Source organism: Thioalkalivibrio sp. ALE20, assembly GCF_000381405.1.
In the GTDB taxonomy this organism is placed as follows: Bacteria; Pseudomonadota; Gammaproteobacteria; order Ectothiorhodospirales; family Ectothiorhodospiraceae; genus Thioalkalivibrio.
Genome location: NZ_KB906486.1, coordinates 1 through 18,406, shown reverse-complemented (window position 1 = coordinate 18,406; position 18,406 = coordinate 1). Strand labels below are relative to the sequence as shown.

Genomic DNA, 18,406 nt, shown 5'->3' with positions numbered 1-18,406 from the left:
CATGCTCAAGGTAGAGCTCGGCGCACTTCTCAAGCGTCTGCATCCGGTCGCACGGCAGGGCCTGGAGGCCGCGGCCGGTTTGTGTATTGAACAGCGCGCACCGGAGGTGAGTGCTGCGCATGTGCTGGCAGCGTTCCTCGATCAGCCCTTGTGCGACGTCCGCTGCTTGCTGGGCGATGCCCTCGGGGAGGTTTCGGAGCTGCGCGGCCGGTTGCTGGCCGCAGCGGCGCCCATGCGTCCGGAAGAGGAGGGCACACCGGCTTTTTCGCCGACGCTGGTCGCCCTTCTGCAGGATGCCTGGCTGATGGCCAGCACGGAGCTGGAGCATAGTCAACTGCGCAGCGGCGCCATCCTGCTCGCCTTGCTGCAGTACCCGGACCGCTACCTCGATCACGACAACGCGTATCGGATGGCGGCCGTCGATCGCCATGCACTGTTGCGCGATTTCGACCGGCTTGTCGCCGGGTCCGCGGAGCAGCCCCGGAAGGAGGGCGCCGAAGCGGTTGCCGCCAGCGGGGATGACAGTGCGCTGGGGCGTTTTACCCATTCCCTGACCGAACAGGCCCGCGAAGGTGAACTGGATCCGGTGCTCTGTCGGGATCTCGAAATCGACCAGATGATCGACATCCTGGTCCGACGCCGGAAGAACAACCCCGTGGTGGTCGGTGATGCGGGCGTGGGCAAGAGCGCGCTCGTTGAAGGACTCGCCCTTCGCATTGTCGAGGGCAAGGTGCCCGCGTCACTGCAGGAAGTGGATTTGCGGATGCTGGATCTCGGGGCCCTGCAGGCCGGCGCCGCGATGAAGGGCGAGTTCGAGAAACGCCTGAAGGCAGTGATACGGGAAGCGGCGGAGGCACGGTGCCCGGTACTGCTGTTCATCGACGAGGCGCACACCCTGATCGGGGCCGGGAACCCGGAGGGTTCGGGAGATGCTGCCAATCTGCTGAAGCCGGCCCTGGCCCGCGGGGAGCTGCGGACGATCGCCGCTACCACCTGGCGCGAATACAAGAAATACATCGAGAAGGATCCGGCGCTGGCGCGCCGCTTCCAGCCCGTCAGCGTGGCCGAGCCGACTCCGGAGCAGGCGCTGGTGATCCTTCGCGGGTTGCGGGATGTATACGAAGAGAGCCATGGCGTTGTCATCGGCGAAAGTGCCCTCCGGGCGGCGGCGGAGTTGTCGGCACGTTACCTCGCCGGGCGACAGCTGCCCGACAAGGCGATCGAGGTGCTGGACACCGCTTGTGCAAGAGTGGCCCGGGCGTTGCAGTCGCCTCCGCGGGGACTGGTTCACCTGGATAGCGAGGTTCTCGCGATGGAGCGGGAGATGGACCAGGTGCAGCGGGAGCGACTGCTGGGGCGTGCGGATGCGGGGGATCGCGAGGCGGAACTGTCGCGGGATCTTGCGGAGCTCCGGGCCAGGCGCACCGAACTCGATGCGGCATGGCAGGAACAGCGTGAGAAAGTTCGGGCGATCCTGGACCTGCACTCCCCGCTGCTGAGCGAAGCGGTGGGGCAGGACGGCGAGCGCGATGCGGCGGCCGCCAGGCTGGCGCAATTCGAACGCGAGCTCGAGGCGCTGCAGACGCGCCATGCCCTGGTCAGTGCGACGGTCGAGGCGCCCCGGGTTGCTGAGGTCATCGAGGACTGGACAGGGGTTCCGGTGGATCGCATGAGCGACGACGAGCTCGGCCGTCTGACGCGGCTTCCCGCTCTGCTTGGCGAACATATCAAGGGACAGGACGCAGCCATCGAACAGCTTCACCGGCACCTGTTGACCGCGCGCGCGGATTTGCGCCGGCCGGGGCGTCCACTGGGGGCGTTCCTGCTGGTGGGGCCGAGCGGTGTCGGGAAGACCGAGACGGTCCATCAGGTCGCCGAGCAGCTTTACGGGGGGCGACAGTTCCTGACCACCATCAACCTGTCGGAGTATCAGGAGAAGCACAGTGTTGCGCGGCTGATCGGTTCGCCGCCGGGCTATGTCGGTTTCGGCGAAGGCGGGCTGCTTACCGAGGCCCTCCGCCAGCGTCCGTACTCCGTGGTACTGCTGGACGAGGCCGAGAAGGCACACCCCGACGTCCTGAACCTGTTCTATCAGGCATTCGACAAGGGGGAACTCAGTGACGGTGAAGGTCGCTGTATCGACTGTCGCAACGTTCTGTTTTTCCTTACTTCCAACCTTGGGTATGAACAGATTGTGCGGCATCACGCGGAACCGGAGGCCCTGGAGCAGGCGCTTTATCCGGAGCTCGCCGCGTTCTTCAAGCCCGCCTTGCTGGCCCGGATGGAGATCGTTCCTTACCGGCCGTTGTCCGACAGCACCCTCGAGGAGATCGTGACCGCGAAACTCGATGGCCTGGTGACGCGTATCCGGCGGCAGCATGCGGGTGCCGAAATCGAGGTGGCGCCGGCGTTGCCGCAGGCCATCTGCCGGCGGGCGCGGCGAAGCGAGAACGGTGCCCGCATGCTCGAATCCGTCATCGAAGGCGAGCTGTTGCCGCCGGTGTCGTTGAAGCTGCTGGAGCATCTGGCCCGCAAGGAAACGATCCAGCGCATGGAACTCGGAATTGACCCGGAGAGCGGTGAATTCCGCGCTGATATCGCCTGACCACACGCCGCGATTGCACGCAACCGTGACTCTCGAATCTGACATGCAGGCGAACGGCCATGTCGTCGGCGGGCTTGTGTCGGTGGTTCCACTGGTGGAAAGCCGATCACCCGAACAGTTGCGCCGACGCACGGCCCGTTTGCTCGAGGAAACCGTGCCGACCGGCTGGGTTCGTCTCCTGGCGCTGGATGCCAGCGGGCGGTGGATGTCTGCCGACGCCAACGCGGCGCGCTACGCCTGCGATGACTTCCGGCATCCCTATGCGCATGTGGTCCGGTCCGGGCGTACGTTGCAAGCACGCGTGGCGGACCTGCGAGGGCGCATGGATGACCCGGAGTTTCGGGCCGATATCGAGGATCTGCCCGGCGACTGGGAGATCGAGTGCCGGCCGCTGCGTGGAGAAGCGGCCGGAAACGACTGGCTGGGAGTCATGGCGCTCGCGGGTCCCACGGGCCGCTTGCGGGCGCTGCGGGCCGCTCCGGACCTTGGTGCGCTGGAGCGGCTTGTCAGCACCACCTGGTACAGGCTGCTCAACCAGGCGCGAGCGCACCGCCGTGACGAGGATCTGCGCCATTCCCTGAACCGCCTGCAACAGGACTCCCGGGCCCGTTCCCTGGAACAGGCGCTTGGCCGCCGACTGATCGGGGGGTCGCCGGCCATGGCCGAACTGAGATCCCGTGTGATCCGCGCGGCGGAAACCAGGCTCGCGGTCCTCCTGCAGGGCGAGACCGGGACCGGAAAGGAGCACGTCGCACGGGCAATCCACGGATTCTCGGCGCGGCGTGAAAAGGCATTTGTGGCGATCAATTGCGCTGCCATCCCGGAGGCGCTGCTCGAATCGGAGTTGTTCGGCCACCTGCGTGGGGCCCACTCCGGGGCGACGCACGATCGCGCCGGTCTGCTGGCCGAGGCGGACGGGGGGACCCTGTTTCTGGACGAGATCGGCGACATGCCGTCGGCGCTGCAAGCGAAGCTGCTGCGGGTGCTGGAGAGTGGCCGGTATCGTCCGCTGGGCGGGGGGCGGGAGCACGAGGTGGATGTCCGTCTTGTATCCGCAACCCACCAGCCGCTGGTAGAGCTTATCCGCGATCGGCGTTTCCGGGCCGACCTCTACTACCGGCTGAACCAGTTCCCCCTCCATCTCCCGCCGTTGCGGGAGCGTCGGGAGGATATTGACGAGCTGGCCCGGCATTTCGTCGACGAATTCGCCGCGCGCGAGGGACGGGACGGCATCAGTATCAGCCACGAAGCCCTCGCCTGTCTGGAGGGGTATGAGTTCCCCGGGAACCTGCGCGAGCTGCGCAATACGCTGGAATACGCCTGCGCGATGGCGAGCGAAGGCGAAGTGATCCGGCCGGAGTTGCTGCCGGTGGCAAGGGCTACGGAGCCGGTCGTCCCGGGAGCCTCCAATCCGGCGCAGGCGCCGGTCAACCTGCGGCAGGCGGTGCGCGATTACGAGGCGCGCCTGATCCGGGAGAAGCTGCGCCAGTTCGAGGGAGACCGCGCCAAGGCTGCGCTGAGCCTGGGCGTTCCGAAAAGGACGCTGGCGTACAAATGCCGGCAATTCGAGTTGGACAAGGATTTCACATGAGGCACGGAAATGCTGCACGGCTTCTGTTACTGCCGCTCGCCTGGGCGGCAGGGCTCCTGCAGGCCAGCGAGTCGGTTGGCCCGGAAGCCGTCTCCGCATGCGTGGAGATCGAAGCAAGGGCCGATCGTCTGGCCTGTTATGACGACCTCTTCCGCTCCGAATCGGGCGACCCCGGCGCGTCGCACCCGGCCCCTCCGCTGTGGGAGGTGGTCGAGCGGCAGGAAGCTCGACGCGCGACGGACGATCATCGTCTCAGTGTCGGGGAATACGAGGAGGTGGTGCTGCTCACAGCCCCGGCACTGGGTACGCCGCCGCCGCGGCCTCGGCTGGTGGTCGCCTGCTATTCGGACATTACCCATTTCCAGGTCCATCTTCCGCTACCGGCGTCGGCGGGTCGCGTCGACATGGAGCTCGTCCAGGACGGCACCCGCATCCAGCAGACCTGGCGCGTGCGCGATGGCGGCCGGGTCGTGAGTGGGGGGCGCGGCCTGCCCGCGATCGCAACCCTGCGGCAGTTGCTGGCGGGCGGGAATCTGGAGCTGGGCAGCGAGGCGTTGCCGGCACTGGACGGGCTGCGCTTCGAGATCGACGACCTGGCCGAAGCGATTCGGCCTTTGAGGGCGAAATGTCGTTGGTAGAAGACATGGACCGGGTCGAATCCGGTGCGCACGTGGAGGCGGTGCTGGCGCCGGTGGACGGGCCCTCGGGGGTTGGTCAGGAAGTGGCCGGCAGTACCGACTACGCCTGGCTGGACGAGGAACTGATGAAGGTCGGCTCCCTGCGGCATGGCCAGATTGACTGGGCCGGCGCGGAAAGTCGCGCGATCCGGCTGCTCTGTGAAGCGGGCAAGGACATTCGGGTGCTCGCCCATCTGCTTCATTGTCTGCAGCAGGAGCGTGACCCGGCCCGCTTCGAAGTCTCGTTGCGGTTGCTCTCCGGGGCACTGGATACATGGTGGGAAAACGCCTACCCGCGACCCGGCGAGCCCGGCAAGGCTCTGCGCCGGAAACTGTTCGGCACCATCATGCAGCGCGCCGTTCACTTGGCCGCCGGTCTCCCGGCCGGCACGAAATGCGGGTACAAAGAGCACCTCGACATACTCGAGCAGTTGCAGGAGAAGGCGCGGGCGGCGGGATTGCCGGTCGACCCCCTGGAGGAGCTGGAACAAACGCTGACCCGTCTCGCGGCGGCAGCGCCCGAGGGCCCAGGGGAGCTGGAGGAGGAGCACGGACCAACGCCTCCCGAGCGGGCCCCATTGTCCGCGGATCAAGGCTCCGCGCTGGCCGGAATCGAGTTGCGCACCGGGGACGAACGCGGGCAACGGGAAGCGCTGCTTCGCGTGGCCGATCATCTGGCCGCTCAGGCGCCCGATCAGCCCATCGGCTATCGGCTGCGTCGCTACGCGGTGTGGGCGCCGATCGACGGTGTTCCCGCGACCCGTGACGGTCAACGTACCGAGCTGGCGGCCGTGGCCGCCGACCGCATGGCGGAGTATCGCGAAGGGGCGGAGCGCGGTGGCAACCACGCCCTCTGGCAGCGACTGGAGAAAAGTCTGGCGGTCAGCCCCTTCTGGCTCGAGGGGCAGCGTCTCAGTGCAACGCTGGCGCAGCGCCTGGGGTTCGATGACTGCGCCGATGCGATTCACGAGGAAACCGTCCGATTCGTAACCAGGCTACCCGGGCTTGTGGAACTGCAGTTCAGCGACGGGACCGCGTTCGCGGATGAAACCACGCGCCAGTGGCTGGCCCGGGCGGGCGGGACGGAAAGCAGCGGACTGCCGGCAGCGGATGCTCCATGGCAGCAGGCCCTTGCAGAGGCGCGCTCCTGCCTGGACCAGGACGATGGTCTGAACACCGCACTCGCCATTCTCGACCGTGGGCTGGCGGCAGCCAGGTCTCCGCGTGACGAGGCCTATTGGCGTCTTGCCAGCGCCGACCTGCTTGGGGAAGCCGGGCTGGAGGCTCTGTCCCGGCAGCAGTACCGGGCGGTACAGGCCGTGATCGAGGACCTCGCACTGGAACACTGGGAACCCCAGCTCGTTCAGCGCCTGAAGGCGGCCGGTGCAGGCTGTCGGAACTAATCGGAAAAACACGCAGGAAGCACACATGTGGAATCACGCAAGGAAAGGCATCTCCCGCTTCGCACGGAGCATCTTCAAGCCGTCCGCCATCGGTGGGGCCGGGAAGGCGGCGGGTCAGGGGGGCGGCTCCGGCAAGCTCTGGTTCTGGTTGCTCGTGGCGATGCTGGCTGCAGTGCTGGCCGTGATCTGGATATGGGGGCCGGCCTGGCAGGTGGGCGACAGCCACCCGCTGGCACCCTGGCCGAACCGGCTCGCGGTGATTCTGGCCGTGGTCGCAACGGTGCTCGTGATATGGGGTGTGCGTCTGGCCGCCCGTTTGAAGGCGGTTGACGAGGAACGCAGACAGGCTGACCAGCCCGACCCGGTAGCCCTTGCGGTGGAGTACCAGACCCAGGGCCTGGCCCGCTGGCTTGAACAGCTGCGCGGACACCTCGGGCGGCGCCGCCGGGCCATGTATTCTCTCCCCTGGTACATGGTGCTGGGCCCGGACGACAGCGGAAAGACCAGCCTGATCAATCGGTCGGGATTGCGTTTCGCGCTGACCCGGACGGTGCTGCAGCCGGAGGAGGATGAAGGCAGCGGTCGGCGTGTGGACTGGTGGGTGAGTGATCAGGCGGTGCTGGTCGAGCCTGGAGAGGGCCTGCTCGAACACGATTCCGGAAGGGATGAAAACGCGATGGACGCGGTGTCCCAAGGGCTCTGGTCCAACCTGGTTGACTGGATCCGGGTCCAGCGGCCCCGGCGCCCCCTGGACGGGGTCCTGCTGGTGCTGGATCTTTCGTGGCTGGCGTCGGCCAACCCTTCAAAGCGCCGTCAACAGGCCGAGATGGTCCGCGGACGCTTGCAGGATCTGACAACCCGCTATCGGAGCCGGGTGCCGGTCTACGTGGTCCTGACCAAGATGGACGGTCTTTTCGGGTTTGACGAATTCTTCCGTCATTACGGCCGGGATGCCCGCAGCGAGCCACTGGGCTTCTCCTTCGAGCCCGGAGTCGCGGACCAGCCCGATCACTGGGAGCAGGCCTTCGCCAAAGAGTACGAAGGGATGGTCCAGCGCATCGACCGAAGGCTTTTGAACTGGCTGGCGGAGTCGCGGGACCGTTCCGAACGGGAGGCGGTGTTCCGTTTCTCCCGCCAGCTGGCGGGGCTGGGCGAGGTGCTGCGCGAGACCCTCCAGGAAGCACTCAGCGCCCGACGATACGCCACGGAACCGCAGGTACGCGGAGTGTATTTCACGTCCGTGTATCAACAGGGCGTGCCGGTGGACCCCTTTGCGGAAACGGCAAGCGCGCGTTATCGCATGAAGGGCGAAGCGCGTCCGGCATACAGGGCGGCGCGCTCGGTCGCGTATTTTTCCGAACAGCTTCTCCAGCGCGTGGTGTTTCCCGAGGCGGGGTTGGTCGGAGAAACGGCCGATGCTGTCGCGAAGCGTCGTACGGTGCACCGGGCAACGATTGCGCTGTGCCTGGGCGGCGGTCTGGCGCTGGTGCTGGGCTGGGGTCATTTCTACCAGAAGAACGCCCTTGCCCTGCAGGCGGTGGAAGCCAAGGCCCATGGGCTAATGGACGTACAGCCCTCGGTGATGCAGCGTGACGACCCCACCGGGCAAAGCATGGTTGATCTGCTGGACCGGATGCGCGATGCGACTGCGGTTTTCGGTGACTATCGACAGCGCTGGCCGGCCGTGGCGGATATGGGCCTGTATCAGGGGTATACCGTGGGCCGGATGGTCGATCAGGCCTATCTGGACATGTTGCAGTACCACTTCCTGCCCGCGGTGATGATCGGTATTGCGGACGAGATGAACACCGCGGCGCCCGGCAGCAACGAACAGCTCACCCGATTGCGGATTCTCCGGATGATCTCCGATGCCAGCGGCCGCCAGCCGGAGCGCGTGCATGCCTACATGGCGGATCGCTGGCAGAGACAGTTCCCCAACCAGGGTGAGCTGCAGCGCCGGCTGCTGGCCCACATGGATTACGCCATGGCCCATACGGATCTCCTCTCGGAGTGGTCGCAGGGCAACCCCCGTGCGCAGGCGGCGATGGAGCCGGTGGAGGGCAGTATTCGGGAGGCCCAGCAGGTGCTCGCGCGTCAGCCGCTTGACGAACGGGTCTATTCCCTGCTGCGCAAGCAGGGCGAGGCCCGTGGCGACGGGGCACTGCGTCTCGACCGTCGGGTCGGACCCGGGTGGAGTACGGTCTTTCGGGCGCGGGATGGCGACGTCTCCAGCATTCGGCTCCCCGGGCTGCTGACCCGGCAGGGCTTCGAGGAAGTATTTCTGGAGGACATCGAGGAGGCCACCGAACTGGCGCTGGTGGACCTGTGGGTTCTGGGCCGACGTGACGATATCGCCTTCAGCGACCGGGATGAGGAGCGGCTCCGCGACGCGCTTCGCGAGCGCTACGTGGCCGATTACCATGTCACCTGGCGTCAGGCCCTGGACAACATCCGGCTGGTCGATTTCGAGCATGTGTCCCACGCCGTTGTGGTGATGGATGCACTATTGGGGGCGAGTCGTCCTCTGGATCGGCTGTTGCTCGAGGCGGGGCGCCATACCGATCTCTACCCGCGCCTGCCGGTGGACGACGAAGCCGCCCGCGAGGCGCTCAAGACTTCGCCGCGTTACCAGCTGGCCGGCGAGGTTGCCCGGCATTTCGAGGCCCTGCACGCCGTCGGCCGCGCCGACGAGGACGACCCGAGTGACCTGGAAAGCGCGATGGCCGCGGTGGCAGAGCTGCGGGATCACCTTCGGGCGATCGAGCAGTCCAGCGAGCCCGGGCGTACGGCCTTCCGGCACGCACGCGACCGTCTGTTGCTGTCGAGCGGTGACCCGGTGGAGGCGGTCGAGCGTCTGGCGGGGGATCTGCCGGCCCCCGTTGATCGATTCCTTGACGACCTGGCGCAACAGAGCTGGCAGCTGATCACCGCCGAGGCGATTCGTTATCTCGAGCGGCAATGGCTGGACGAAGTGGTGGCCCCTTTCGAGAGCGGTCTGGCGGGACGTTATCCCCTCGATCCGGAGGCCGACCGCGAGGCGGCACTCGAGGACTTCGAGGCATTCTTTGCGGAAGGCGGGGTGATCGATGGTTTCTTCCAGGACAAGCTGCAGCCGTTCATCGACGAGGGGCCGGAACTGCTCGAGGATGCGGATGGCGCTTCGCTGCTGAACCCCGCCGTGCTGCGGTCGGTCGAGCAGGCCCAATGGATTCGCGAAGCCTATTTCGGTCGTGATGGCCTCCTGGACGTGGAATTCACTGTAGAGCCCGTAACACTGAGCAGCGACAAGCGGCGAAGCATTCTCAACGTTGACGGACAACTCCTGGAATACCGCCACGGTGCGCCGGAAGGGGTTCGCATGATCTGGCCCAACAACCTTCGCGATACCAACGAAAGCCGGATCACCCTGGTACCGGGACAGGTCAACCGCTCGCCACGCAGTGTGTCGTTCCGCGGGGCATGGGCATGGTTCCGTCTGGTGGACCACGCCGAGATCGTCTCCGCCGGGGAAAGGGAGCTGAAACTTCGCTTCGGCGTTGATGGGGGGCACATGACCTACGAGCTCACCGCCAAGGGCTCCCGGAACCCCTTCACCCGGCCTCTGACACGGAACTACGACTTGCCGACAGCGCTTTACCACGACGGGGGAAGCCGGAATGCTGAAACGCGTTGAGGGGTGGTTCCGGCGTCGTGGCCAGGGCGATGCAACGCCCGCGGCGGCTGCCGGGGACACTGCGGCCGGGTTGGGCCTGCGCCCCGTGCCCGCGGAAATGCTGGACGCGTTTCTGGAGACCGTTCGGCTTGCCGATTACCAAGGCTGTTCTCCCTGGGTGCTGCGTGAAGAGCAACAGCTCGCAACGTTTCGGCGTGCGTTGGAGCATCTGGTCCAGAGTGGCGTTTGGCTGCAGGTTGCCGATGAGGGGGTCGAACACTGGGATGGGCGCCTGATGAGCCTGTGCCCACGCCCGACCGAGCCGCTGGGGTTCGTGCTCGCCTGCCGGCCGCAACCGGAAGCGGCGTGGCAGCTACGGTTCTTCGGCGTGCCCGAGCAGTGGCGGGGGCGGGGTTATGGCCGTCGGTTGTTAAGAAAGACCCGGGAGGCCTTTCGGGGGGAACCCTGTGTCGCGCGTCTGCCTGTCGTCTGCGAAGCAGCGGCCCGTTGTCTGGAAGGTGCCGGCTTCGAGCGCCCGGGGACGGATGCAAAGGACGTAATGCATTACGAAGCACCGGCCTACTGGGGACCCTGACGGGTTTGTCCCGGTCGGGGGCATCAGGCTGCACGGCCGGCTTCCACCTGTTGCCGTTTCCGTCCCCGTCCCTCGGTGCGCAAGGGGCGGGGCGGACGGTCCGGGGCCGTGCGGCGCCCGGGTAACAAGTTGCCCGCAGGCAACATCCTGCTCGCCATGCCGGGCAAGACTTCGCCCACGGGAGGGGAGACTCGGTTGACTGGGGCGACAACTTATTGTTTTTCAGGCCGCACAAAGAACGGGGCAGCATTGGCACGGAAGCTGCTTTTCGTTTGGTGTCCTCCGGGACATTCACCAACCAACGTCACAAGGAACTGACAATGCCAACACCTTGCTACATCAGCATCCAGGGACAAACCCAGGGCAACATCACCGCTGGCGCGTTCACCCCCGATTCGGTCGGCAACATCTATGTGGAAGGGCACGAGGACGAAATGCTTGTCCAGGAGGTCAAGCACGTGGTGACTGTCCCGACCGATCCGCAATCCGGTCAGCCCTCCGGTCAGCGCGCGCACAAGCCGCTGATCGTCACCGTCGCCCTGAACAAGGCCGTGCCGCTGCTCTACAACGCCCTGGCAGCGGGTGAATCCCTGCCGTCCGTGGACCTGCGCTGGTACCGCACCTCCACGGACGGCAAGCAGGAGCATTTCTTCACCACCACGCTGACCGACGCCACCATCGTGGACATCGATCTCAGCATGCCGCACGCGCAGGACGCATCCAAGGCCGAGTTCACCCAGCTCGTGAACGTCAGCCTGGCCTATCGCAAGGTCGACTGGGAGCACACAGTGGCCGGTACCTCCGGTACCGACGACTGGCGTTCGCCCGAGGAGTCCTGATCCGGATCGAGGCCGCCCGGACGGGCGGCCTCGACCCTCGAATCAAACGCTGTCATGGCCGCCGATGGACTCTCGTGGTGCCGGGGGCTATGCAGTCTGGATAGCCAATACAAGGGAGAAGGAACCATGTCCAAAACGATCATGGTCGTGGGAGACCTGGATACCGGGCATGACGGCTACCCGCCAACGCCCGTGATCTCGGGCAGTCCCTCGGTCTTCGTCAACGGACGCCCGGTTGCGCGCGAGGGCGACCCGCTGGCCCCGCACAAGAAATCCGGCAAGTCCACCCACACCCGCAACATTGATCCGGGCGGTTCTACGGTGCTGGTGGATGGCCGCCCTGTCGCTCTGACGGGCCACCCGGTGTCCTGTGGTGGCGTCATGGTGGGTGGGGGCGGCAGTGGCGTTGTGAGCGGATCCTGACAGTCCCACCACCGTCGGCCGGATAGGTCCGTTCGTCGGCCCACCCGGGCTGTCCGGTCCGTTCGAAGTCGGGCGTGAGCAGGTCGTCCGGCCGGGGTTCGGTGGGGCCTGGCGCGGGCAGCACGCGCGGCAGGTCGTCGTTTTCGGTGTTCCGGCGCCACTGCACGCGGACGACGAGCTCTTGCCTGCGGATGTGGTAGTGGCCGCCCCTGTGTTCGATGTCGGGCAGCGAGCGATCGATCCAGAAGTAGTATTCGCGCCCGTCGGGCAGGTAGCGCTGGAAGCGGGGTGTCAGGAGTTGCCCGATGGACTCCTCCGGCGCTCCGACGGGTGCATCGTTGGCCTGCTCGACGCTTCGGGTGCGGGTGCTCAGCCGGAAGGCCGCGACCGGTTCCCAGTCGGGCGCCAGGCCGGGGAGGTTGCTGCGCGCGGTCACGCGGCGGTTGGCGCGGTCGGCATCGTCATCGAAGCGCGCCGGCACGAGCGGCCCCGCCGAGTCCGGCTCGAGGGCGGGCGGGTGCGCGGCGGAGTGGCGCAGCAGGGAGTGCGTCGTGACCTCGGACACGGCCTCGACACGGATGTGGCCCGTTGCCGGCATTGGGGCGAGTGCGAGTTGCATGTTCAACGGTTTCAACGGTGCGGGCTCAGCGGCGGTAGTGCAGGTTGAGTCGGTCCTGGTGTTCGAGGAGGACCTGGCTGAAGGTTTCGTCGTCCATGTCGCGCCAGTAGCGCGGGGGCCGGCCGGTCTGGCGGTCGTGCTCGAGGGTGGTGGGGTCAAGCGGGCGAAACTTTTCCCACATGGGGGTGTCGGGCAGGGGTTGGGAGGTGTCCATGAAGCGCTGGATCATGTCCCAGGTGGCGCGCTGGTCGACGTGGCCGGTGGCCCCGAACATGCCGGCGATGGGGACGTGGATGTCCCGGCTGTAGTGGACGAGGCTGAGGCTGTACTGGGGCAGTCCCTGGTGGCTGGGGGTGCTCTGCAGATGGCAGTCGAACTCGCGGAACGGGCGTCCGTGCAGGATCTTCCAGGCGGTTTTGCGGCGTCTCGGGTTGTCGTAGACGATGACGTTGCCGGTGCGGCGGTTGAGCTCCCACTGAGGGCCGCGCTGGAGGCCGCCGACGGAGGGGAACAGGCGGTAGATCAGGTTGGCGCCGCCCCAGAGCACGGGGGAGACGACCGCGATCCAGAAGGGGATTTCCCAGTAATAGAACGATGTGGCCAGTGATGAGAAGCTGTCGCCCCGTCCTGCACTGTGATCGGTCTGAATCAGCAGAAGGGAGGACAGGATGCTGATCGGGAACATGCCGACGACGCCGGCCCATCCGGTGAGGCGGATGATCCCGACGATGAAGTTGAGTCGGGAGAGGGAGGTGTACCGCAGGCACTCCTCGTCCCAGCGGATGGGGAAGCCGGGACGTTCGCGGGGGCGCGGGGAGGTGTTGTTCGCGGGCTGGTCCCGGGTGTTCTCCTCGTTTTCGCGCAGTTGCCGTGGCGGCAACTTCTGCAGGTCCTGCAAGGGGAACAGGTCGACGGTGGGGCACCGGCGGGGGAGTTGCTGTCCGCTGGCGGCGGTCATGCGGAACCGCCGCGAGCGCTGGTCGGGCTCGGGGCGGGGCCAGTGGGCCTGTTCGGCGGTGTAGGCGGTGTCCGCGTAGGTGATGGGATCGAGGTTGTTCATGCGGTCTCGCGGTCGTCTTTGCCGTCGTCGGCCGGGTAGGTCCGTTCGTCGGCCCACCCGGGCTGTCCGGTCCGTTCGAAGTCGGGCGTGAGCAGGTCGTCCGGCCGGGGTTCGGTGGGGCCTGGCGCGGGCAGGACGCGCGGCAGGTCGTCGTTTTCGGTGTTCCGGCGCCACTGAACGCGGACCGTGATCGTCTGTCTGTGGATGTGGTAGTGCCCGCCCCTGCGCTCGATGTCGGGCAGCGAGCGATCGATCCAGAAATAGTACTCGCGCCCGTCGGGCAGGTAGCGCTGGAATCGGGGTGTCAGGGGTTGCCCGACCCCGTTTTCCGGGGCCTTGACCGGCCCGTCGTTGGTTGCTTCCGCGCTTCGGGTGCGGGTGCTCAGGCGGAAGGCCGCGACCGGCTCCCAGTCGGGCGCCAGGCCGGGGAGGTTGCTGCGCACGGTCACGCGGCGGTTGGCGCGGTCGGCATCGTCATCGAAGCGCGCTGGCACGAGCGGCCCCGCCGAGTCCGGGTCGAGGGCGGGCGGATGCGCGGCGGAGTGGCGCAGCAGGGACTGCGCCGTGACCTCGGACACGGGTTCGACACGGATGCGGATGTTGGCGAGCAGGGTGACGAGGCGTTCGTAGGCGGCCTGCGGGTCGTGGCTCCAGGGCTGCGCGTCGGTGTTGCGGGGGCCGAAGGGGCCGAGGGCCAGCCACTGTTCGATCTCGGTATCGGAGAACAGGGTGGCGGCGAGGGTGGCGGCCAGCGCGATGCCGAGGGCGATCCAGCCCACGGGGCCGAGGCCGAGCCACAGGGGGCTGGTCTTGACCAGCACGGACCCGGCGACCACCAGGGTACTGGCGGCCGCGAGGGCGAGCGCGGTCCCGGGGGCGGTATTGCCCTGATCGAACCGGGTAAGGGCATCGCGGCCGAGCAGCGCGGCGCTGGCGACGCCACCGACGAAGCCGAAGAAGTTGACCACCGTGAGGGTGCCGCGAAGCTGAGAGCCAAGGTCTTGCAGGACCGTGATCTGCGAGCGTTTCAGGAGGTCACCGAACGGCAGGTGCCGGCTGATGACCTCGGCGCGCAGTTGCTGCAGGCGGTTGTGGCGCTCGCCGTGGAACTCGACGGCCTTGGCCGAGGCGACGGCGAGGTCGAACATGGCGCTAAATACTGCCCATCGGTTTGTGCCTGCATCGAGTCGCGCCTGTTGGTGACGGCGTTCTTGATACAGATTGAACGCCTCGATGGCCATGATCAGGTAGGGCAGGCGCAGGGTGTCGGCGGCGTCGGCGACGCTGGCCTGTGCGCGGACGCGGCGTGCCAGGCGTGCGGCGTTGGAGTCGCGATCGGCGACCAGCACCGCCAGGTGCATCTGGCCGGCCTTTTCGGCGGCGTCGGTGAGGCGCCGGGTGTGCTCGGGGGGCAGCACGCGGCCGGAGGCCTCGCGTACGGCGCCCTCGAAGGCATGACGGGCGGCGGCCCGGGGGCCGTCCCGGGTGGCCTTGCGTTCGGCGTCGGTCAGGCCGTTGACGAGGTCGCCGCCGGGGTCGCGTACGCCGAGCAGCACCTGCCCCGATCCCACGCGGCCGCGTTCGGTGGCGACCACCCCGCCCAGCTCGTTCGGCAGGGCGGCGCGGGCCAGCCGGGCCATGGGCAGTGCCATGGCCCCGGCGGCGCCCTGCTCGGCGAGCAACGCGGCGTGTTCGGCGATGCGGCCGATGACCAGGTCGACGGCCCCGGCCCAGCGCTTGAGTTCGCGGCTGAGGGGGAACTCCTCGGTCCTGGCGAACGCGGCGAGCATGGCGGTTTCCGGGAGCTGGACGTCGTCGGCCTCTTCCGGCGGCGCGGCATCGGCCAGGCGGGCGAGGGCGCGGAGTCGGACATGGCCGTTGCCGGGGTTAAGTTCGTCTTCGGGCAGGACCAGGGGCTGGTCCAGCGGTGATGCGTCCTCGTCGGGGAACAGCATGGCGTGCAGTGCACCCGGGCCGCGCAGCAGGTCGATCACGGACCGGCGCGGGGAGTGGAGCCCGGAGTCTGCGGGAGTAGTGTGCAGCGGGTCGGCCTGTTCCGGGGCTTCGCGCAGGGCCTCGAGCAGGTCCGCGGCCAGGGCGTAGGCGCCGAGGTAGTCGGACCCCTCAAGGCTGAACAGGTCGGCGAGGGCGGCGACACTGTCCGGTTCGAGCAGCTGCGCGTGCAGACGTGTCTGGAAGGTGGCCAGCTGTTCGCGGGCAAGGCGGCGCTGCCGGGTGCGCAGGACGCGGTGCAGCTCGCCATCCGGGGCGAGGTCGGCGCGATCGGCGAATCCGTGCAGGGGGTTGGGTTCGCCCCCGGCGTGTTCGCTCGGCAGGATGGCCTGGTTGACCAGGGCCGCGCACTCGAAGAAGGGCTCCCCGGCGGCGCGGGCATGGATGCGCCGCAGGTATTCAAGGCTGCTGCGACAGCCGGAGAGCGCGTGGCGCAGGTCGAACAGTGGGTCCGGCAGGACCAGGCCCGGTATGTCGCGTTCGCGGGCCGGCTCGAGGCTGTCGTCGACCGGCTCGAAGCCTTCCCACAGAAGGGCGTCCGGGGGCTCGATCTCGGGGTCGCTCTCGGCCAGGCGCTCGTGTGTTACCTGCAGCCGGGCGGCGGCCTGCAGGTACAGCGTGTCACTCTCGTCGGCGTAGGGCACCGGGGCGGCTGTGCCTTCATGCACCGCCTCGCCCGCTTCGGCGGGGTCGTCCAGTTCGTCGGCCTCGCGGGCGGCCCGCTCGTGCAGTCGTTGCATGGCCTTGCCCTCGAGTTCCCGGAGGAGTACTTGCGGCTGGGCAGTCCGGGTCTCGGCGAGCGGGATGCGCGGCCCCATGGGCGTGGCGTCCTCCAGGGGGTACAGGCTGCCGGGAGAGGGCCACCGGGACTGCGAAAACCCCACCTGGCGACAGCGCCGGCTGCGTGCGGTGTCGTCCGCCTCGAGGTGCCGCAGACGCGCGGCGCTCCACTGCACCTCGGAGAAGGCCATGCGCAGCTCCCGGGGAAGCCGGCGGCCGCTGGCCTGGCGTGGGAGCCAGAGTTCCTCCAGCGCGACCCCGGCGGCGGGGCGCCGGTCGTCCTGCCAGTTCCCGTCGTTGTCGCGGTGATCGGCCAGATCGATGTCGCGGAGCCGCAGGTGCCCGGCTTCGTCATCGGGGCCGACTTCCAGCTCGCGCCAGAGCCGGCCGCCGAGGAAGATGTAGAGAAACCCGGCCCGGAGCGGCAGGGCGTGCCGCTGGTCGCGCCCGAGCTCGTTCCACAGTGCCATGGGAAGCACGGGCTGAATGATGTTCTCCTGGAGCCTCATGCGGCGGCTGGTGTGGAAGAGCTGTTCGAGCAGCGGCACGTGCATGTCGCCGCCGTCCTCGCGCTCGATCACCAGCTGTGCATCGACCCGTTCCTGCCGGCGATCCTCCGGCCAGCACCACTGGTACAGTTCGCTGACCGGGTCCTCGAGGGATTCCGTGTCCGCCTCGCCAAAGGCGTCGATGGGATCCCGGGTGCGGCTGTCGACGATCTCGAGGCGCTGGCCGTCCGGGTGTTCCCGGCCCATGACCTGGATGAAAAGCTTGCTGCCTTCGCAGGCGATGTTGTTCGGTGTTCCCTGGCTCATCCGTGTGGTGTCTCCGAAGGGCTGGAGTGGTCTTCCGTGACCGGGTCAGGCGGGCGGGTGCGGGTCCGGCGACGGTGCCGCCGGCCGCGCAAGCTGCCGGACCAGGTGGTGTACCCGCTGGTTCTCCGGGATGGCGAGGCGCCCGGCCTCGTCCAGCGCCCGGAGGAAGGCCCCGGCATCGGCCGGCTCGCTGGGATCGAGTGCCACGTGCTGGCCGGTCTCGCGCCAGAGGGCCTGTTGTTCGGCGAGGGTTTGCAGGGCGGAGTGTTGCGCGGGCGTCAGTGGTACGGGGGGAGTCTCCGCCCCGGCCGGCTCACCCGCCGCGTCGGGTGTCAGGGTCAGCCCATGCCAGACGGGACCCGTCGCCGCCCGCTGGGCGAAGGTGCCGCCAAACCAGAAGACGCCGTCGATTGGCCCCAGCCACTGGGCCGCGCCGGACTCGTCGGCGAACAGCGCCGAGGCGACCCATGGGTCCTGGAACCGCAGCAGCGCCCGACGGTTCGGTCCGATGGCCACCTCGAGCCGATGCCGAAGGTGGGCCACCAGGTCGTCGGGGCTGGTGGTGGTGCGCAGAAGAATACCCGCCATGGGCGGTTCACCACGGGCCTCGGCGAACGCCTGCCACAGGGGTGTATCCGGGCGGCTCCGTACAAGGAGCGGGCTGCGATCCTCCAGCGCTGCGTAGCGTGTCTCGCGGAACAGCCAGTCCACCTCGGGCGCATCGTCAAGCTCGTACACGCGCCGGAGCGTGCTCGGCGCCTGATCGAGTACCAGCCAGGCCGCGTGTTCCTTTTGCGCCGCCCATACCCCGGAGAGCCCGGATGCCTGCACCCGCTCGCTCATGTCTTGTCCCCTTGCCGGTCGCAGGGGCAATCATCCCCCAGCGGACACGGTTCTCCTTCGGCCGGTTCGGGGCAGGGTTCCACCAGCGGTTGATGTTCCCTGCTGGCCTGGTCGAGCCGATGGGCGAGCAAGGCATCGGGTCCGCTTTCCGCGACCCCGTCGGCTGTTCCCGGGAGTACGTGCCCGGGCAGTTCGGGGATCTGCGCCTGCTGGGCGCTGCCGGAGCCCGGGCTGCCGCCGGAGTTGAGGCGGACCGTCGGGCCACTGACGGTGACGCCCGAGGGGTCGATCTTGATGAAGCTGCCGCCGGCTTCGAGGGTGATCTCGGCGCCGGCGTCGAGGACGATCTTCGTGCCGGCGGCGTGGTGGATCTCCCGTCCGGCCTCGACGAGCTGGGCGGTGCCGAAGCGCTGGTGCAGGGTGCCGTCGACGGTGAGGTGCTGGTCGGCGGCGGTGTGTTCGCGGCGTTCGCCCTGGACGGTGAGGTGTTC

Annotated in this window: 12 protein-coding genes and 1 pseudogene; 8 read left to right on the top strand and 5 right to left on the bottom strand. The window is 67.9% G+C overall.

Features of this window, described 5'->3' with window-relative positions; translation table 11 throughout:
* Position 1: 1 nt before the first annotated feature.
* The 8 genes from tssH (at position 2) to F790_RS14410 (ending at position 11,785) form a co-directional block, all read left to right on the top strand.
* A complete protein-coding gene (tssH, locus tag F790_RS0113155) occupies positions 2-2,605 on the top strand; it encodes a type VI secretion system ATPase TssH (protein ID WP_019591977.1) in 2,604 nt (867 codons plus the stop codon).
* Entirely contained in the window at positions 2,580-4,196 is a 1,617-nt protein-coding gene (locus tag F790_RS0113150) for a sigma-54-dependent Fis family transcriptional regulator (protein ID WP_232199285.1), read from the top strand. The genes tssH and F790_RS0113150 overlap by 26 nt, the downstream gene beginning before the upstream one ends.
* Positions 4,193-4,834, top strand: a complete 642-nt coding sequence (gene vasI, locus F790_RS0113145) for a type VI secretion system-associated protein VasI (RefSeq protein WP_232199284.1) — start codon at positions 4,193-4,195, stop codon at positions 4,832-4,834. The genes F790_RS0113150 and vasI overlap by 4 nt, the downstream gene beginning before the upstream one ends.
* Positions 4,822-6,276, top strand: a complete 1,455-nt coding sequence (tssA, locus tag F790_RS0113140; protein WP_232199283.1) for a type VI secretion system protein TssA — start codon at positions 4,822-4,824, stop codon at positions 6,274-6,276. Before vasI ends, tssA begins: the two co-directional genes overlap by 13 nt.
* 25 nt (positions 6,277-6,301) lie before the next feature.
* A complete protein-coding gene (gene tssM, locus F790_RS0113135) occupies positions 6,302-9,949 on the top strand; it encodes a type VI secretion system membrane subunit TssM (protein WP_019591973.1) in 3,648 nt (1,215 codons plus the stop codon).
* A complete protein-coding gene (locus F790_RS0113130) occupies positions 9,933-10,523 on the top strand; it encodes a GNAT family N-acetyltransferase (RefSeq protein ID WP_019591972.1) in 591 nt (196 codons plus the stop codon). The genes tssM and F790_RS0113130 overlap by 17 nt, the downstream gene beginning before the upstream one ends.
* 320 nt (positions 10,524-10,843) lie before the next feature.
* Positions 10,844-11,362, top strand: coding sequence for an Hcp family type VI secretion system effector (locus F790_RS0113125; RefSeq protein ID WP_018870968.1), 519 nt, complete (start codon positions 10,844-10,846; stop codon positions 11,360-11,362).
* Positions 11,363-11,488: 126 nt separating this feature from the next.
* Complete coding sequence (locus F790_RS14410) at positions 11,489-11,785, top strand: PAAR domain-containing protein (RefSeq protein ID WP_026332979.1); 297 nt, start codon at positions 11,489-11,491, stop codon at positions 11,783-11,785.
* On the opposite strand, the gene F790_RS14900 is transcribed toward F790_RS14410, so the two are convergent.
* The 5 genes and pseudogenes from F790_RS14900 to F790_RS14890 all read right to left on the bottom strand — a co-directional run.
* Entirely contained in the window at positions 11,742-12,404 is a 663-nt protein-coding gene (locus tag F790_RS14900; RefSeq protein WP_038036871.1) for a hypothetical protein, read from the bottom strand. The two genes, F790_RS14410 and F790_RS14900, sit on opposite strands and share 44 nt — an antisense overlap.
* Positions 12,405-12,429: 25 nt before the next feature.
* Entirely contained in the window at positions 12,430-13,464 is a 1,035-nt protein-coding gene (locus F790_RS0113110) for a hypothetical protein (RefSeq protein WP_019591970.1), read from the bottom strand.
* Complete coding sequence (locus F790_RS14895; RefSeq protein WP_019591969.1) at positions 13,461-17,072, bottom strand: toxin VasX; 3,612 nt, start codon at positions 17,070-17,072, stop codon at positions 13,461-13,463. Before F790_RS14895 ends, F790_RS0113110 begins: the two co-directional genes overlap by 4 nt.
* Before the next feature lie 45 nt (positions 17,073-17,117).
* Positions 17,118-17,915, bottom strand: coding sequence for a DUF4123 domain-containing protein (locus F790_RS0113100; protein WP_019591968.1), 798 nt, complete (start codon positions 17,913-17,915; stop codon positions 17,118-17,120).
* Positions 17,912-18,406: pseudogene (locus F790_RS14890) on the bottom strand (type VI secretion system tip protein VgrG); the annotation flags it as partial. The gene F790_RS0113100 and the pseudogene F790_RS14890, both read right to left, overlap by 4 nt.

What these genes read in the sequence shown, in the direction of transcription:
- F790_RS14895 (WP_019591969.1), bottom strand. Translation starts at nt 17,072, where the DNA reads ATGAGCCAGGGAACACCGAACAACATCGCCTGCGAAGGCAGCAAGCTT.
- F790_RS14900 (WP_038036871.1), bottom strand. Translation starts at nt 12,404, where the DNA reads ATGCAACTCGCACTCGCCCCAATGCCGGCAACGGGCCACATCCGTGTC.
- F790_RS0113100 (WP_019591968.1), bottom strand. Translation starts at nt 17,915, where the DNA reads ATGAGCGAGCGGGTGCAGGCATCCGGGCTCTCCGGGGTATGGGCGGCG.
- tssH (WP_019591977.1), top strand. Translation starts at nt 2, where the DNA reads ATGCTCAAGGTAGAGCTCGGCGCACTTCTCAAGCGTCTGCATCCGGTC.
- tssA (WP_232199283.1), top strand. Translation starts at nt 4,822, where the DNA reads ATGTCGTTGGTAGAAGACATGGACCGGGTCGAATCCGGTGCGCACGTG.
- F790_RS0113110 (WP_019591970.1), bottom strand. Translation starts at nt 13,464, where the DNA reads ATGAACAACCTCGATCCCATCACCTACGCGGACACCGCCTACACCGCC.
- F790_RS0113130 (WP_019591972.1), top strand. Translation starts at nt 9,933, where the DNA reads ATGCTGAAACGCGTTGAGGGGTGGTTCCGGCGTCGTGGCCAGGGCGAT.
- F790_RS0113125 (WP_018870968.1), top strand. Translation starts at nt 10,844, where the DNA reads ATGCCAACACCTTGCTACATCAGCATCCAGGGACAAACCCAGGGCAAC.
- F790_RS14410 (WP_026332979.1), top strand. Translation starts at nt 11,489, where the DNA reads ATGTCCAAAACGATCATGGTCGTGGGAGACCTGGATACCGGGCATGAC.
- tssM (WP_019591973.1), top strand. Translation starts at nt 6,302, where the DNA reads ATGTGGAATCACGCAAGGAAAGGCATCTCCCGCTTCGCACGGAGCATC.
- vasI (WP_232199284.1), top strand. Translation starts at nt 4,193, where the DNA reads ATGAGGCACGGAAATGCTGCACGGCTTCTGTTACTGCCGCTCGCCTGG.